Annotated in this window: 14 protein-coding genes; 11 read left to right on the top strand and 3 right to left on the bottom strand. The window is 52.3% G+C overall.

Annotated elements, in window-relative coordinates:
- From OXG10_04055 to OXG10_04065, 3 genes are all read left to right on the top strand, one after another.
- Positions 1–608 (top strand): hypothetical protein (locus tag OXG10_04055; protein MCY3826543.1); only part of this gene is annotated, 608 nt, incomplete at its 5' end.
- Positions 609–691: 83 nt separating this feature from the next.
- Positions 692–1,828, top strand: coding sequence for an IS630 family transposase (locus tag OXG10_04060; GenBank protein ID MCY3826544.1), 1,137 nt, complete (start codon positions 692–694; stop codon positions 1,826–1,828).
- A 59-nt stretch (positions 1,829–1,887) separates the two neighbouring features.
- A complete protein-coding gene (locus OXG10_04065; GenBank protein MCY3826545.1) occupies positions 1,888–4,278 on the top strand; it encodes a hypothetical protein in 2,391 nt (796 codons plus the stop codon).
- Between the two features lie 304 nt (positions 4,279–4,582).
- Here the strand turns inward: OXG10_04065 and OXG10_04070 are convergent, their stop codons facing one another.
- The 3 genes from OXG10_04070 to OXG10_04080 form a co-directional block, all read right to left on the bottom strand.
- On the bottom strand, positions 4,583–5,071 hold the full coding sequence (locus OXG10_04070) for a DUF4411 family protein (GenBank protein ID MCY3826546.1): 489 nt from the start codon (positions 5,069–5,071) through the stop codon (positions 4,583–4,585).
- Positions 5,068–6,204, bottom strand: a complete 1,137-nt coding sequence (locus tag OXG10_04075; GenBank protein ID MCY3826547.1) for an XRE family transcriptional regulator — start codon at positions 6,202–6,204, stop codon at positions 5,068–5,070. The genes OXG10_04070 and OXG10_04075 overlap by 4 nt, the downstream gene beginning before the upstream one ends.
- Positions 6,205–6,626: 422 nt before the next feature.
- Positions 6,627–7,985 carry an ATP-binding protein gene (locus OXG10_04080; GenBank protein ID MCY3826548.1) on the bottom strand — a complete coding sequence of 453 codons (1,359 nt, stop codon included), beginning with the start codon at positions 7,983–7,985 and terminating at the stop codon, positions 6,627–6,629.
- A gap of 79 nt (positions 7,986–8,064) precedes the next feature.
- On the opposite strand from OXG10_04080, the gene OXG10_04085 reads away from it, so the two are divergent.
- From OXG10_04085 to OXG10_04120, 8 genes are all read left to right on the top strand, one after another.
- Positions 8,065–10,395, top strand: coding sequence for a 2OG-Fe(II) oxygenase (locus OXG10_04085; protein ID MCY3826549.1), 2,331 nt, complete (start codon positions 8,065–8,067; stop codon positions 10,393–10,395).
- A gap of 399 nt (positions 10,396–10,794) precedes the next feature.
- Positions 10,795–11,124, top strand: a complete 330-nt coding sequence (locus tag OXG10_04090) for a killer suppression protein HigA (protein ID MCY3826550.1) — start codon at positions 10,795–10,797, stop codon at positions 11,122–11,124.
- Entirely contained in the window at positions 11,117–12,214 is a 1,098-nt protein-coding gene (locus OXG10_04095) for a helix-turn-helix domain-containing protein (protein ID MCY3826551.1), read from the top strand. The genes OXG10_04090 and OXG10_04095 overlap by 8 nt, the downstream gene beginning before the upstream one ends.
- Positions 12,215–12,600: 386 nt before the next feature.
- A complete protein-coding gene (locus OXG10_04100; GenBank protein MCY3826552.1) occupies positions 12,601–13,791 on the top strand; it encodes an ATP-binding protein in 1,191 nt (396 codons plus the stop codon).
- Between the two features lie 219 nt (positions 13,792–14,010).
- Complete coding sequence (locus OXG10_04105) at positions 14,011–14,322, top strand: AbrB/MazE/SpoVT family DNA-binding domain-containing protein (protein MCY3826553.1); 312 nt, start codon at positions 14,011–14,013, stop codon at positions 14,320–14,322.
- Positions 14,319–14,573, top strand: coding sequence for a hypothetical protein (locus tag OXG10_04110; GenBank protein MCY3826554.1), 255 nt, complete (start codon positions 14,319–14,321; stop codon positions 14,571–14,573). The genes OXG10_04105 and OXG10_04110 overlap by 4 nt, the downstream gene beginning before the upstream one ends.
- Positions 14,564–14,725, top strand: a complete 162-nt coding sequence (locus OXG10_04115) for a hypothetical protein (protein ID MCY3826555.1) — start codon at positions 14,564–14,566, stop codon at positions 14,723–14,725. Before OXG10_04110 ends, OXG10_04115 begins: the two co-directional genes overlap by 10 nt.
- 226 nt (positions 14,726–14,951) lie before the next feature.
- On the top strand, positions 14,952–16,514 hold the full coding sequence (locus OXG10_04120) for a TolC family protein (protein ID MCY3826556.1): 1,563 nt from the start codon (positions 14,952–14,954) through the stop codon (positions 16,512–16,514).
- Positions 16,515–16,677 lie beyond the last annotated feature (163 nt).

A 16,677-nucleotide genomic window follows, 5' to 3' on the forward strand; every position in this document is an offset into this window, starting at 1 on the left:
TGTGTAATCAGTCAGTTACACAACACTCGAAGCGAAACGTCAAGACAGTTGTGATTTCAGACAATGATTTTTACTCGTTTCTCAAATGTTTTCATCTGCTCGGATACGATTTAGGAAAAGAAGTCGGAGTCGTATTATCTCTGCTGCATTCCCACATATCACAATTCAACAGGCGAAATCCACAGCATATCTGGTCGCGAATCGTCGATATTGTGCAGGCATGGAATCAGGAGGCGGGAACCATAACCCCGGAAAACTTGCCCGAAGACTTGATAGAGGAATTTAAGCGGCCGGAGATTGTCCATATACCGGAAGGATTGACGGCGGCAGTGCAGACCGAACCTGAAGAAACTGACTGGAACGGCCATCCTAACGCTTCGTATCTTGCGCTTGCGAATCTAGTCGGCGCGTGGAACGGCAACAATGACAATGACACAACCGTCCTGCACCAATTAACGGGAGAAAATTACTCTGCTTGGGTAAAAAAAGCCGTGGACATGCTTAATCTTCCCGGAAGCCCCTTCTCGCTTAAAAACGGCAGGTGGAAACTAACGGAACGCACCGACTTGTGGAATTCGCTTGGGTCAAGAATTTTGGATCAGAACTAGTATAGCGTTTCATTTATTCATTTACATCTGAAACAGATCTGGTTACACTTGTGATATACTAAATCTCACAGGAAGGTGTAACCATGTCAACAAGAAGCAAGCGACCGGAACTTGTTTTGAGTGAGGAAGAAAAACAGAAGCTTCTGACAATAAGCCGTTCAAAGAAGCTTCCTAAACGGGAAGTACAGAGGGCATCGATACTGTTATGTTACTCGGAAGGCAACACGATAGTCTCCATACAGGGCAAGCTGAATGTTTCAAGGCCCACAATATACAAGTGCATTGATAAAGCCTTGGCCAAGGGGGTGGAAGCAGGGCTGAAGGACGCTTATCACGGAACGGAATCCGTAATAAGCGACGGCGCCAAGGCATGGGTGATTAACGTTGCGTGCACAAAGCCCACGGAGCATGGTCTGGCTGCGGAGGTCTGGTCTTACAGCGCGCTTGCAAGATACATCAGGGATAATGCGATTGAGAAGGGGTATGAATCATTGTCAAAAGCATCGAAGGCCACAGTATGGAGGATATTGAACAAGGCGAAGATAAAGCCTCACAAGATACGGTATTATCTTGAGCGGAGGGACGAGGAGTTTGAGAGGAAGATGAAAGAGGTTTTAATGGTATATCAGGAGGTTAACATCTGGAATGAGCAGTCCGAGGACACTTCTGTGAGGCCTGACGTAATCACCGTGTCGGTTGATGAGAAGCCGGGGATACAGGCTATAGCGAATGTAGCGCCTGATTTGCCTCCGAAGCCGGGTGAGCATGGAGAGATTGGACGGGACTATGAGTACAAGAGACTGGGCACGGTATCGTTGCTTGCGGCATTGGATTTGCACGACGGGAGGATAATAGCGAAGGTGAGGGATCGTCATCGCAGCAGGGAGTTTATAGAGCTGTTAAAAGAGCTTGATAAGTACTATCCGAAGAAGAATACGATCCGCCTGGTGCTGGACAATCATTCTTCTCATGTATCGAAAGAGACGACGAGGTATCTTGGTACGAGGCCGGGGAGGTTTATATACGTGCATACTCCGAAGCATGGGTCGTGGCTGAATTTGGTGGAGACGGCGTTCTCGAAGATGGCCCGTGGTTTTTTACGGCACATTCGGGTGTCGAGCAAGGCTGAGTTAAAAGAGCGTATACTCAAAGGTATTGAAGAAATTAATGCAGACCCTGTTGTGCACAGGTGGAACAAGTTTGATCTGGAGATAGCTTAGAACTGTAAATATAACAGTGAAACATTATACTAGTTGCCTTTAAGAATGCCGTTTTGGCCGTGCTGACCGAGCGTGACCCCGCGTTTGATCTTCCCAAGGAGGAGCGTTACGCGGCAAGCCTGCACAAAAAAATATTGAAGCACTCACCGGATATCAGGAAAGGGTTGGCCGAGGGGCTGGCCCTGCTCGGTAACAAGCCGGGGGTGCTGGTCAACTGCTCGCCGGATAAAGTCAGGCACACAGCGGCCTCGATTGTTCATGAGATATTCGCAAACGCGGACTGGAAACTGTGGGGCAGCCTGAACGATGTTCTGCCCGCATTGTCGGAGGCTGCACCGGACAAGTTCCTAGACGTGGTTGAGACGGCATTGAACTCTTCTCCCTGTCCTTTTTACGAGCTTTTCGCACAAGAAGGCGATAGCTTAACCGGAAGGAATTACTTGACTGGGCTTCTCTGGGCACTTGAGGGTCTTGCGTGGGAAGAGAAACATCTGGTCCGGGTTTGCGGCATCCTTGGTGATATCGCTAGCCATGACCCCGGCGGAAGATGGGGGAACCGTCCTTTTAACTCTCTTGTAATCATTCTGCTCCCATGGCTTCCGCAGACTCTTGGCTCCATCGAAAAACGCAAAGTGGCGGTTAAAACCCTCTTACGGGAGCGTCCCCGGGTCGGCTGGGAACTTGTCGTCAACCTGCTGCCCGGTCGGAACAAGACATCTTCGGGTTCTCACAAGCCGTTGTGGCGCAGCATCGCAATACCGGAAGACGGAAAAATGAGAGTCGCCGACGAAGAATACAAGGAGCAGGTATCGTTTTACGCGGAACTTGCCGTTTCAGAAGCGAACCATGATCCCGCAAGGCTTTCTGAACTAATTGACCATCTGAACACTCTTCCGAAAGCTTCATTTGACGGGTTGCTCAAGGTCTTGTCGTCGGATATCGTCACGGGTTTTCCCGAAGGTCAGAAACTGGATATCTGGGACCGCCTCATCAGGTTCATTCACAGACACAGGCGGCACCACGACGCGCCATGGGCTCTGGATGATGAATCACTCTCAGATGTCGAGAGAGTTGCCGATAGGTTGTCTCCTTCGGACCCTTTTAACCGCTACCAGCATTTGTTCTCCCGTGCCGGTGCCGATCTCTACGAAGAAACCGGCAACTTGGAAGAACAAGAAAGAAAACTTGAGGAACGCTGTCGGCATGCAGTCGGGGAAATACTGGAGTCAGGTGGAATTGAATCCGTCATCAGGTTTGCCGAATTGGTGGAATCGCCGGATCGGGTAGGCTCTTCTCTCGGTGTTATTGCAGACGAGGGAACGGATTCAATTCTGCTACCAGAATATCTGATTTCTGAAGATAACAAGCTTTCTTCATTTATACATAATTATGTCTGGAGCCGCCGTTATGCCAAGGGATGGCCGTGGGTTGATGAGATTGTCAGACCTACTTGGACTCCCGCTCAGATTGGTCAGTTTCTGGGCTTTTTGCCCTTTACCAGCGAGACTTGGGAACGTGCCGCAAAATTGCTCGGCAACAAACAAGGGGAATATTGGTCAAAAACCGAGCTTAATCCCCGCAAGGACAGCAAACTCGACATAGCCGTCGAAAAGCTAGTAGAATACAAAAGGCCAAAAGCCGCCATAAGTTGCTTGGGTCGGATGTTTCATGACAATCGCTCAATCGATCCGTCTCTGTGCATCCGTGCTCTGCTTTCTGCGTTGTCATCAGCGGAAGAGTCCTACTTTGCGGAAGAACGTTACATTCTTGACTTAATCAAGTTTCTTCAGGGGAATTCAGAGGTGTCTTTTCGTGATCTTTTCAGGGTCGAATGGGGATATCTTCCATTGCTGGACCGTTCTCATGATGCCGAGCCAAAATTTCTTGGAAAAAAGCTTGCCGACGATCCAGAGTTTTTCTGTGAAGTGATTCGATTGCTTTACCGTTCAGACAGAGCCGATGCGGAACTGGATAAACCATCAAAAGAATCAGAAATGCTCGCAAACAACGCCTGGCGGTTACTCCACGAATGGAGGACACTTCCGGGAACAACAGATGACGCCGATTTTGACGAAGAAAGATTCACGACCTGGTTTCAGCGCGTTAGGGAAATTTCCGCCGAATCCGGCCATCTGGAAGTTGCGCTTACGCGTGCGGGTGGAGTGCTAATTCACAGCCCCGAAGATAGCGATGGCCTGTGGATCAACCGGACCGTAGCGGAAATGCTGAACGCTCCTGGCGCGGAAATTATACGCGAAGGGTACGAGATTGCTTGGTTTAACTCGCGCGGGGCCTACTGGGTCGACCCTACTGGGAATCAAGAGAGGAAACTTGCCGACAAATTCAGACAAAAAGCTGACGATGTTGAAGATGCGGGATTTAGACGTCTTGCCGTCAATCTTAGAAGATTGGCCGATCGTTATGACCAACAGCCAGTCGAAATACCATGAGGGGGAAAGGCCACGGATCCTTAAATATCCCGACCCTCAAAGCGTTACTCCAGAAGGATTGCAGCGCACTGAAAAATAGAAACACGGTTGCTTTGAACCTCGCGCTGCCGGAGTTGTCAAATGCGATACGAAAAAAAACGGGAATTTTTCTGTGTGAAGAGAAGTCTTTGTATCTTCGAAAACCATGAAGATCTGAGGATTCTTCATCCATTTTTTGTAGAAGGCTTTGAGGATTTTTTGTGTAAGCCTGTAGTATAACTGTACCCCGTGTTCCAGATTTAGGGACATCTTAAGTGGTTGCATCTCATATGACTATACCGAAATCTTTAATCATCTCTATGAAATTGACACAGGGAATTCCTTCTTCGCTGCAGACCAGCGGAATTTTGTAATTCCTCTTTTCTCTGGGCTTCTGGTCCTGCTGTCCTTCGAGGGTCACAACGGTTTTATTCTCTATTTTTGCGTACGCGATCAACGTAAGATCCTCCTGATCCACTCCTTTGGACTGATCCGTTATCTGGTATTTTGCTTCCAGTTGCAACGAAAGTCTCTTTGTCTCATTATCAATGGGAGTCTTAATAAAATGGTTTTTCCCGAGCCAGATACTCAAAGGGTCTTTTTCCCGGTTTCGCCTGTCTTTCGGGACAACCTGATCGTAGATGGGCTTGATCAGGATAATGTCGTTTTGATGCCGGGCTATTTTTTCCCATAGCGACGGGAAAACAGCCAAGGGATAAATTCTGTTCCAGCACTCTATGAAGATGTTAGCATCCGTGCAGTATCTTCCGCTCACAGGTTCTTCTCCAGTTGAAGGGCGTCTGATGCTCTTTTCAGGCCGAACAGCCTGCATAGTTTGTGAAGTCCGATTTCATTGTTATGGTAAACTTGAAACAGTGCTCTGGTGTAAATATGGCCGTATTGGTCAAGCACTTCGTCAGCCCGGTTTCTGCCAAGAGGGATGTCTCTTTCTTTGAGTTCCTTTTTCCGCTGTTCGTAGAATTTCTGCAGTTCCGATTCAAGATATTGATAGGTGTCGGAATCGATTATTTCTAGTTGCTTCATCCGAACGAGGCAGGCGTAGCGGCTTACCTTGAAAGATCCGGCTATCTTTCCGATATTTTTAAGATCGTTTGCGCGGAGCTTCCGGGCGGCAGCCCGAAACTCCTCCGAGGGCATCAGCACGTTGGCGGCCAGTTCGTCGCACCAGGTTTCCGCGTCCCGGTCGCTGTCTCTCCAGTGAGCAATCTCGCTTTTCTTTCTCAGCAGGTGACCTAGTTCATGGAACAGGGAGAAGGTACGTGCTTTTTTTGCATCGGAATTGTTGATAATGATGATCGGCAGGGTCGAATGATATATGGCGAGACCGCGGAACTGCTCCTCGCCGACATGAGACCAGCCTTTGTACTTGCTCGTGGTGAAAATGAAGATGTTTTTTTCTTCCAGTTTCTCTTTCCATTCTCGGAAATCGAGGCTCTCTCCCGCACATCCCAGCCAGCCTCGCACGCGTGCCGCGGCGTCGGACGCGGAAGTCCCGGATTCCGACACGGGCGGGTCAAACGGCTCGACCGGTTCGGCCATATCTTTCCGCAGTTCAATAATCAGGTCGCGGAGCCTCTCCACCATGGCGGTTACGCGGCGTATATCTGAATTGTCGAAAAAATCCTCGTACTTGTCCCTGAACTTGCGGAAAGAGAAATTTCTGCTGAACCGGTACTGCTCCGGCAGGGACTCGGAAACGAACACCCACCGAGGCACTTTGTAGAGGTTGGCCAGAGTGTCCAGCTGATTGAATGTGGGCTTGAGAGTTCCCCGCTCCATGGAGTCGATTTTCCCAACTCTTTTTTCCACATCGGAAACGCTGAGACCGATCTGTTCACGGCATTTACGAAGGACTTGGGGATTAATGTTTTCTACTTTTGCCGCCATGAATTAGCACCTCCGGTCGCGAAGACTTCAAATCGCCCTTAGCAACCGCACTTGCGTCCGCCAGAATCCTCTCCCGCTCCGATTCAAGCAACGAGATTCCGCACCTTGAAGGCTCGGTTTCTTCTTCATCGCCCTGCACGGGCCGATGCGACTTGACCTCTGGTCGCTCAAGCGCAACGGTATCCTCCCATAACGAGGCTGGACTCTAAAAAAATAACACACTGGCTAGGGAAATTGAAGCGGTCTCACGCCACCGCGGGCGGGGTGTTTTGCGTCAATCAAGAATGCTTTGCTCCGATCTCAAGCTGCAAGAAAACCTCGATTCAGTCCGCATTTTGAAGCTGATCAGGATTACTAAGAAAACCCTCTGAACATTTCTGATACCAAAAGAGCATTGGATTCTGAAATAGTTGAGGGCTGTTTCAATCGGAGTACGCGTTCAGATGCCAGGGAACGGCCCTGATGCCAGGCAGCAAGGCCCGCGGTTCGTTGATGTTGCAGGCCAGCGCGCCGTGCGCGTTCGCACCGGCCAGTTTCAGCCACTGCTTGAGGTTTTTTCCATGTTCCGCCCGAGGTGTCGCCGTCGCCTTGACTTCCAGCGCGTACAGTCTGCCGTCGCGCTCGATGATCAGGTCAACTTCCTTGCCGCCGCTTGATTGCCAGTAATAGATTTGGGGTTCCTCCCCGTGCTGGCGAAAAAACTTCAGCCACTCCGCCGCCACGGCGGTCTCCGCCAATGCTCCCAGGGAAGGACCTTGCAGAATGGAGCTTTGCGAGTGCAGGCCCAGCATGAAGGCGGCAAGCCCGGGATCGAGCAGATACAGCTTGGGACTTTTCCTCAGCCGTTTGCCGAAGTTCTTGTGATAAGGCGGCAGCAGACAGATCAGCTGACTGGTCTTAAGCACGGATAGCCAGCGCTTTACCGTAGGTCCGGCGATGCCGATTTCGCTCCCGAGCTCCGCCATGTTCAGAAGTTGTCCGGTACGGGCGGCGACCAGCATCAGGAACTTGTAGAAAGTTTCCAGATTGTTTACCTGAGTCAAATCCCGGACGTCGCGTTGGATATAAGTTTGCAGGTAACCGGAAAACCACAACTGCCGGTCCACCTGCTTGTTCAGGCAAGGTTCGGGGAAGCCGCCGCGCAACAGCCAATCCTCAAAGCCGGGACCGGTGACTTGCCTGCTGTCGTTCCCAAAAGATTCCGTGTCTTCCGTACCAACAGGGTCGGGGATTCCGCCTGCCTTGGCGGGAATGCGCCTTTCAGCGGATCCAAACATCCATTCAAGCATATCTTCGGGGGATATCTGCGGTTGCTGCGACAGTTCTCTTATGGACAAGGGGTCAAGATTCAATACAGCTACGCGGCCGGCCAACGTCTGGCTCACTCCCTGCATCAGCGAGAAGCTTTGAGAACCTGCAAGCAGCCACTGTCCGGGTTCGCGCCGCGCGTCTATCAGTTCCTTTATGTAATGCAGCAGTTCCGGCGCGTATTGAATTTCATCCAGAATCAGCGGTCCCGGAGTCTGCGCGAAAAACCCGACAGGGTCCGCCAATGCCCTGTTGCGTATATCGGGGCGTTCAAGCGACACGTAATCATGCGATGCGCCGAACTCGGTACGCAACAAGGTAGTCTTGCCGGTCTGTCTGGCGCCGGTGACCAGCACCGCCGGAAAAGAAACCATGGCCTTGCGGATTGTATTGGTCAGATAGCGCTGGATATAGCCCATGTTTTGCAAATATAACACAGAATAGCAGATTTGCAAAAAAGAATGCGGCTTCAATATGTTTGACTGACGTCTCCAGTTGGATCATAATGAACAGGTAAGCGTTTCAGTTTCTGCCCGAATCACTGTGATATCCATGTGCGACGAAAAAGATCATTTCGAGTCATCTCCCCACATTGCGGAGCTTAAGCGTCTGCTGATGTCGATTGACCGCCCGGGCAGTTACTGCGCTTCCGGGAAGATGTTGGCTCCCCTGCCCGTTCTCAGTGTTTCCGGTATGGACGCTCTTTCCTTCCCGGTTCCCGAAAGCCAGGTGAAAACCCTGATAGAGTGTTCGCGCCGCTCCCCTTTCGGAAAGGGTACGGAGACCCTGGTCGATCAGGATGTGCGCGACAGTTGGGAGATACATCCTTCCGAATTCAGTCTTGAGGGGACGGGGTGGAACGAGGCCTTCGCCGCGATAGTGGGAGCGACCGCCGACGGTCTCGGCTGTCCGAGGGAAAGGCTCCGTGCGGACATCTACAAGCTTCTCTTATACGAGCAGGGAGGTTTTTTCCTTCCGCACCGCGACACCGAGAAAACCGACGGCATGGTTGCGACGCTTGTGGTCGCCCTGCCCGTGAGGGGTTCGGGGGGAGAGATCGTCGTGCGCCACAAGGGACGCGAGACCGTGATCGACATGCGGGGCGGCGAGCCGTCGGAAATCGCCTGGGCGGCGTTCTACGCCGACTGCGAACATGAAATCCGGCCGGTTCTGGACGGAAACAGGATAGTTCTGGTCTACAGCCTCGTTCTCTCAAACGGGGCGGGAGAGCTTGCGACGCCCGATTTCGGGGCGGAGACTCGACGGGTCGCGGAGGAGCTTTCCGCGTGGAGAAGCGAGTGCCTGGCCGACGACAAGATCGTCTGGCTGCTTGATCATGACTACAGCGAGGCGGGGCTTTCCTTTGACTCGCTTAAAAATATCGACGCCTCGGTTGCCCGCGTCCTCACGGAAGCTTCCAAAGCCGCCGGGTACTCTCTTTACGCCGCGATTGTCAGGATACAGGAATCGGGCGAGGCGCTTTACGACGGGGAATATGGCTATGAATACGGCGATCTCCCGGAGTCATACGAGATGGGGGAGATATTTGAGTGCGTCTGCGTTCTTGAATATCTCGTTGCTCCTGACGGAAAGGCGGCGAATTTCGAAAGACTCTATTTCTCCAAGGAAGAAGTGCTGCAGACCGAAGAGCTTGAAGACCTTTACCCTCAAGATGAAAGTATAGAGGAGTGGACCGGCAATGCCGGTGCGACAGTTGAACGCACGTACCATCTTGCCGCTCTTGTTCTCTGGCCCAGGGAAAATTCCCTTGAGCTTATAGCGTCGGACGATATTTGCGGGGCTGTGGGTTATGTCGAGACGCTGATTGAGAGCGGAGATCCGGAGGCGCGGGCGTTCGCGTCGCGGATTCACGAGATATGGCGCGACGGGAGACGCTATCATCCGGACACGATGGGCAAAGCCCTCGGCGCCGCGCTGCGCATTCTGGTCGGACTGGAAGACGCGTCGTCTGCCGGACTTCTCCTCAGTTCCTCGATTGCGTACTGCAGGAGCGAGGAAAGAGCTGATATAAGGGCGGCTCTGTTGCTTGCCGGACCGGATTTTGCCCGCGATTTCCTCCCGGATCTTATTCGCGGAAACCTCGTTAGCCGTCCCGAAGATGTTTTCAATCTTGTGGCGGAGTTCTGCCGGGAACTCGGCCGCGACGCGGGATGGAGCGAGGTCCTCACCGACAGCCTGTGCGGTTCGATTCTGCCTGGGCTTTCCGACTCTCTCGCCAAAAAGGAGGAATCTGTTTCTTCGTGGAGCTGGGGGCTCGGCCGCGACGCAGAAGTTTCCCCTGAAGCGGCAGGAAATCTTCTCGCGGCGTTTCTTTGTCTGGACTTGTCGGAAGAGTCGGGGCAGGCTGTGTCCGTTCTTCTTGATCATCCCGTATGCGCAAGTCCCGATCGGGTTATTCCGCGCGCCCTGGAGTTTCTCCTTGAGTTTAAGCGGACGGGAAGTTTCAAAACCCTGTGGAAGCGTGTGGCGGAATTCCTGCTTGAGCGAAGCGCCGCACCGCCGGAACCTCCCAGGGACTGGAAAATCGCCTCCGTTGCGGGGTGTGGATGCGGGGACTGCGATGTTCTTCGGAAGTTCTGCGAAGACCCCTCCGCAATGAAACATCGCTTCAAAGTGAACAAGTCGACACGGGGTCACATAAGAAGCGTAATCAGCAGGCACGATCTTGATATCACCTGTTGTACCGAGAGGAAGGGCAGGCCTTACACGCTGGTGTGCAGCAAGACCCGTTCAGCCCACGAAAGAAGTCTCGAGCGTTATGAAGGAGACATAACTGAAATGAAAAGGCTTGTCTCCATGGTGCCGGAGCTTGAAACTCAGACCTTGGAGCATCTCAATGACGCGGTGGCGCGACACGGCTGACTTTGATAAGCCTAAATGGTGTTTTCGTCCACCGTGATGGGACCTGGCCTGGAAATCGGGAAAAGCTCAAACCCAATCGAGGCGGGTCGGCGGTCGTTTGACTGCATCACTTGAATTTTGAGTTCGAGTATAAGTAGAATACATAATGACTAAAGGTTCCTCCCTAATGACAAGAACCCAAGGGGTTCTCTCCGGTGACGGGATAGTTGGGGAGGTCAGCTTTCCTGCTTTCTAACAGTAACAGGTTTTTTCTAGAGATATAGTCATTAGGGCACCTCCAGGAATTGCTTTTCCTCTCATTTTTATTATATTATATACTTGATTGGTAAAGAAATCGAAAGAGAGCTGATCTGATTATTAGCAAGAGTTGGTTAAGGTTTTCGGTTTCGACGCTCATGAATGGACATAAATTTTTTGAACTCGGATCTGAAGAAACTATGCGAAGATCCAAAACATGCTAGCAGGAAACTTGGGAACGCGTCGGCCAAAAAATTAAAAACCCGATTAAGAATTCTGGAAGTAGCTGCCAAACTCGGAGAAATCCCTGTTGGTCGCCCGCATCCCTTGAAGGGAAAACGGACCGGGCAATTCGCCGTGGACTTGGCTGGCGGACACCGCTTGGTGTTTGAACCGTTCGATGATCCTGTGCCGCTTAACGAAGACGGGAGCGTGAAATGGAGAGAACTTGAGTCAATACGCATTGTGTTTATTGGAGACTATCATGACTGAGAAGCTTGATCGGTTTGAACCGAAATGGATGTCGCCGCCCGGAGATACGATCCTGGATGCCCTTGCGGAAAAGAACTGGACGCAGTCAGAATTCGCACGTAGGGCGGGCTATACGGCAAAACACGTGAGTCAGCTTATAAAGGGTAAGGCCGCAATCACGGAAGATACTGCGCTTCGACTGGAACGGATTCTGGGGGGCAGCGCGAGATTCTGGCTGGCGCTGGATGCGAGACATCGCGAGGAGGTGGCGCGGGCGGAAGAAATCAAGCGACTGGAGAGTCAGGTCGAGTGGCTGAAAGAACTTCCCCTCACACAGATGGTCAAGTTCGGCTGGATAGAAAAATGCGCCAAAAAGACTGATCAGGTTTCAGAGTGCCTTAAATACTTCGGCGTTGCTTCCGTGTCTGTGTGGAGAAAAGAATATCCTGCGCCGCAAGAGCTGGCCGCTTTTAAGTCTTCAGAGAAATTCGAGAAGAAAAACGGCGCCGTGGCGGCCTGGCTGCGCAGGGGTGAACAGATAGCCGAACAACGTTCGTTCGGTAAGTACGACAGGAAGGGTTTTATCAAGAAGCTTCTCGGCATCCGAAAACTTACGAACGAAACCGACCCGGACATATTCGTTCCCGAACTGATTAACGAATGCGCCGAAGTTGGCGTTGCTGTTGTATTTGAACTGGCGCCCGTCGGCTGTCCGGCCACCGGCGCGACGCGATGGCTGGCTCCGGACAAAGCTCTGATAATGCTAAGCCTGCGGCATAAAACCAACGATCACTTGTGGTTTGCTTTCTTCCATGAGGCAGCACACATACTTCTTCACGGGAAGAAGATGCTGTTTCTTGAGATTGAAGGTGACGGAAACAGTCGCGAGCGGGAAGCTGACGAGTTTGCGAGCAACTTCCTGATTCCGAGACAAAAAGCCGATGCTCTTCGTTTTCTTGCGCATACCAAAACGGCAGTAAGAAGGTTTGCTGAGGAGATTGGCGTGGCGCCTGGGATTGTCGTCGGCAGAATGCAGTATGAAGGGTATTTACCCATGAGTTATCTGAACGGACTGAAAGTGCGCTACGAGTGGGGAACTGGGCGGAGTTAGATAACCCATATCACATCTGAGCCTGCGGCTTCCCAGATGATCGAGGAAAGCCTGAGAAAAAGCCGAAAACCTAAGTTCGCGAAAAATTACGAGCACTCCCGGGCTCCCAGCGGGGCGACCTGGATTATGGGAAAGAAGCCGGTTCAGTTCTTTTAAATGTCGGGGACGCTTAACCATCATGCGGGGTTATATCGTCAAAATTGGAAGTCTGCCGTCCAGTTTTTATGGTTATTGGAAGATCGCGGAAGAAAAAAAGACTGCTCTTTGGACATAGACAAAATAGTTTCATGTCAATGTTTCTCTTCGCATCTGGTTGTTTTTCTCTTGAGAGGGCCTGACAATTCAGTTATTCTAAACTCATAAATAATGGAGTTTCAATACTCGATATGTCGGATAATGAGTTTCCAAGAGAAATAGCCGCGTCAGTCAGGCGCATGGCGGGGCACTTTCCTGCCGTTGTCGTTACGGGCGCTCGCCAGACGGGCAAGACAACGCTGCTGACGAAACTGTTCGGGGACTATAACTACGTAAGTCTCGACCTTCCGGCGGAAGCGCAGTTGGCAGAAGAGGATCCTCAGTCGTTTCTGTCGCGTCATCCCGCGCCGCTGCTCGTGGATGAGGTTCAGTACGCCCCCAAGCTGTTTCGCTACCTGAAGGTTGAAATAGACAAGCGCAGGGATATGAACGGACGCTTCATTCTGACCGGGTCGCAGAAATTCAGCCTGATGCAGGGAGTATCGGAATCTCTGGCGGGACGTTGCGGCGTGCTTGAGCTAGAAGGCCTTACGGTTCAGGAACTTGGGCCCGTGTTTTCCCGCATGGAAGAGGGCGAGGGGATGGCCGGGATTCTCGCTCGCGGGTTTATGCCGCAGCTCTGGAAGGATCCGGCGATGAAGCCCGCGGACTATTTCGCCAGCTATCAGGCGACTTATCTTGAGCGCGATGTGCGCCAGCTTTTAAATGTTTCGTCGTTGCGGGACTTTGACCGCTTCATGCGCGCCCTGGCTCTTCGCAGCGGACAATTGCTTAACAAGTCGGAAATTGCCAAGGAGACGGGAATAAACAGCAAAACCGCCGACAAGTGGCTGAACGTGCTTGTGGCTTCTAACCAGGTTACGCTGCTTGAACCTTGGTTTGCGAATCCGGGGAAGCGTCTTGCGAAGACGCCCAAACTTTTTTTCAATGATGTCGGGTTGCTGTGTTTCCTTCTGGGGCTTAAAGGACAGGCGGTGACCGAAAGCTACCTGATTGGAGCGATATGGGAGACTTTTGTTTTTGGCGAACTGCGGAAATACCTGTCTCTGGCGGCTCCGGAAGCGACCATATGGCACTATCGGGACCAGTCACGCGAAACCGATTTCATTATTGAGAAGGACGGTCGTCTCACTCTGGCGGAAGCGAAATGGAAGGAACTTCCGACGCCGCGTGACTTTGCTCAAGCCCTCAAGGTTCATGAGCTGCTCGGACCGCGGGCAAGATGGCCTGTTATGGTGCTGTGCCGCACCCGTCAGAGCTTTCCGGTTGCGGAAAAACTGCTTGCCGTAAACGCGTTCAGATTTCGGGAACATCTGGCATGAAGTCATGTTTCCGATTCTCTGTCCCGAGGGGTCTTAGAAGCGGATTCATATTAAGCGGGTGCTTTGTAAAAGCAATGTTTTGCGGCACCGGATTACGGGCTGCAGGGGTTGGCGGGACATGTTCGGTACTTGTTAAGCGGCGAGGCTGTTCCCCCGTCTTCAATATGGTTGTTACGGAAAACGACATCGTGGGGGAAGACCGGCAGGGAACAAGGAGGCATGGTTCAGGAATCCTCTGGATTTCTTTACTCCTTGCCGTATAGTAAAGAACATGCTATCTTTACTGTTATCAGCTTTGTAAAGAGGTGCGGAATGCCGAAAGTCAGCAGCAAAAGACAAATCACGCTCCCGGCCAGCCAGTGCGATCAGCTTGGCATTAAGCCCGGCGATTATATTGAAACCTTTGTTGCTGACGGCCGCTTAACCATCGTCAGGAAGGTGGAAGGGGCCGCCCAGGGACTGTTGCGGTACGTTAAGGGCGATCCTTCAGTAACGGATCAGGAATCCCTGGAAGACGCACTGGATCCATGATTGCGGTCGACACCAACGTGCCGTTGCGTTATCCGCTGAATGACGATGCGGCGCAGGCCGATACAGCGGCCAGTCTGATCAAGGGCGGCGATGCGGTTCTGATAACCGACGTGGTGCTGGCAGAAACCCTCTGGACGTTAAGCGGGAAGAAGTACCGGCTTACAAGGATCAATTGGCCGGAGCGGTCCATGCGTTGTTTGAGGAGCCGAATGTGCGCTTTGAAGACGGGGCGGCCGCGTGGATGGCTTTAAATGACTATCTGGAATCTGACGGGGCTGATTTTGCCGATGCTCTGATCATAAACAAGGCCCGGGCGGTAGCCAAAGCGCAGGGCGGACCATTTTCCTGTTCCTACACATTTGATAAAGCCGCCCGGAAGTTACAAGGGGCCAGGATGCCATAGAACTCCGATCTTGATGCGCCAGAATCCTTGAATAAAAGGAGCAAGGACAAAAAGTTGAGCGACTGCCCGACATTTCTTTCCGTTTCGCAAGGCAGTGCGGGACCTGAAATTATGCTTTTTGCGGTTTTCTCAGTAAATTTTTACCCCACATTCAGAGAGGATGACGAAAAATCCGGACCAGGATACGAAACGCTGGGGTCCGGTTCCAACGTAACGGAGTATCTCGATGTCAAAACATTTTAAGATCTTTCTGGTTTTCGCTGCGTGTCTTCTCTTTGCCTCGGTCGGGGCGCAGGCCCTCACTCTCACGCAGGCGAAGATAATGGCCCTTGAGAAAAACCATGACGTAAGGGTATGGATGCTCGGCGTCGACGCCGCACGCGGGGAGTACAAGAGCAAACGGGGAGTCTATGACCCCGAGATAAGTTTCATGGCCTCCTACGCCGACACAAAAACCCCCGTTCTCAGCGCCTTCATAGAGGACGGAATAGTAAACGCCGAGGTTTTCTCCTTCGGAAGCGAACTCTCGGGGAAGCTGCCCACCGGAACCTTCTACAAGCTCTACGATCTTGAAGTATCGCGGATCGAGACCGATTCTCCGCTTGAGAGCCTGAGCCCTTCGTGGGCCGCGAGCCTAGGTTTCAGCGTGGGGCAGGAACTGCTCCGCGGCTTCGATATAGCCTCCAACAGGGTATCCGTGGTGCTCTCGAGAAAGAACAGGGACATATCCGTTTACGAATTCGAACTCATGGTGGCGAAGACTCTTTTCGATCTTGAGAGAAGCTACTGGGGAGTCGTGGCCGCGGCCCACGACCGCGACCTTGAGAAAAAAGCCTACGATCTTGCCTTGGACCTTGAGAGAAGAACCCGAATAAAAGTGGAGGTCGGGGTTCTGCCCAGGGTCGCCCTCACCCAAGCGCGCTCTGAAAGCGCCGCCAGGAAGGTGAGGATGATAAACTCCGAGAACGCCTACGAGGCGTCTATGGATGCGCTTAAAAACCTGCTCGTTATCCCCTTGGAGGAAAGCGTTGAGCTGCTCGAGGTAACCGATTCCATGCCTACCGCTTACGAACCGCCCTCGGAGGCCGTGGCCGTGGTGCAGGCGTTTGAGAACCGCCCCGAGATGCGCCGGGCGGAGCGGGAGATGGAGAAGGCACAGGCGCTTAAGACCTTCTACTCCCGCCAGAGACTGCCGCGTCTCACGGTCGAGGGCCGTCTCGAGTACCTGGGCCTTGGGGGCTCCGAGAATCCCGACAGGCTAGTTTTCGGAGAGTCTGGCGGGGTGCCCCGGCGCTTTGCCGATTCTTCGCATGCCTACGACAGCATCGTCGACCGCGATTTTCCGAGCTGGAGCGTTACGGGGAAGTTAAGTTTTCCAATTTTCGGTAGAAAGGCCGGGGGAAACTACGCGAAAGCCCGCGCCGACTATGACCGAAGCGTTATAAGCTACCAGAAACAGAAAGATACAGTGCGCCTCGACGTTAGGAACGCCATAAGGGAGATCGCAAGCAGCCAGAGGAGAATGGAAGCCGCCCTGCTTTCCACCAATCTCGCAAAGGAGGTGCTCGGGAACGAGGAGGAGAAGTTCAAGGCGGGACTTTCCACCACCAGGGAACTCCTCGAAGCGCAAAGGGATCTCATAGGTGCGGAGTCCAGCTACATAAGCGCTTTTGCCAGCCACCGGGTAGCCCTTGCCGATCTTGAGCGTGCGAGAGGGACAATGATAGAGAGCAATTCCTTTCTCATAGAGAACCACTCGGACATCGGGCCTTATCTTGAGGTTGACTGATTCCCCCCGCCGGTCGAGGTTAAAAGCGGCTTTTTTCTTTTTACAATGGTCATGCCCAAACTTGGATTTGGGGGCACTTGCTTAATTCTCACCTTTAATTGAAGGCCCAATCAAAGCTTTTCTGAATTCCGGACTTTCCAGAGATTGTCCGTGCAGAAGACAG

Source organism: Candidatus Dadabacteria bacterium, assembly GCA_026706695.1.
In the GTDB taxonomy this organism is placed as follows: Bacteria; Desulfobacterota_D; UBA1144; order Nemesobacterales; family Nemesobacteraceae; genus Nemesobacter.

Bases quoted from the DNA above. Each gene is read 5' to 3' on its own strand.
- OXG10_04060 (MCY3826544.1), top strand. From the start codon at position 692: ATGTCAACAAGAAGCAAGCGACCGGAACTTGTTTTGAGTGAGGAAGAA.
- OXG10_04075 (MCY3826547.1), bottom strand. From the start codon at position 6,204: ATGGCGGCAAAAGTAGAAAACATTAATCCCCAAGTCCTTCGTAAATGC.
- OXG10_04085 (MCY3826549.1), top strand. From the start codon at position 8,065: ATGTGCGACGAAAAAGATCATTTCGAGTCATCTCCCCACATTGCGGAG.
- OXG10_04090 (MCY3826550.1), top strand. From the start codon at position 10,795: ATGGACATAAATTTTTTGAACTCGGATCTGAAGAAACTATGCGAAGAT.
- OXG10_04095 (MCY3826551.1), top strand. From the start codon at position 11,117: ATGACTGAGAAGCTTGATCGGTTTGAACCGAAATGGATGTCGCCGCCC.
- OXG10_04100 (MCY3826552.1), top strand. From the start codon at position 12,601: ATGTCGGATAATGAGTTTCCAAGAGAAATAGCCGCGTCAGTCAGGCGC.
- OXG10_04105 (MCY3826553.1), top strand. From the start codon at position 14,011: ATGGTTCAGGAATCCTCTGGATTTCTTTACTCCTTGCCGTATAGTAAA.
- OXG10_04110 (MCY3826554.1), top strand. From the start codon at position 14,319: ATGATTGCGGTCGACACCAACGTGCCGTTGCGTTATCCGCTGAATGAC.
- OXG10_04115 (MCY3826555.1), top strand. From the start codon at position 14,564: ATGGCTTTAAATGACTATCTGGAATCTGACGGGGCTGATTTTGCCGAT.
- OXG10_04120 (MCY3826556.1), top strand. From the start codon at position 14,952: ATGTCAAAACATTTTAAGATCTTTCTGGTTTTCGCTGCGTGTCTTCTC.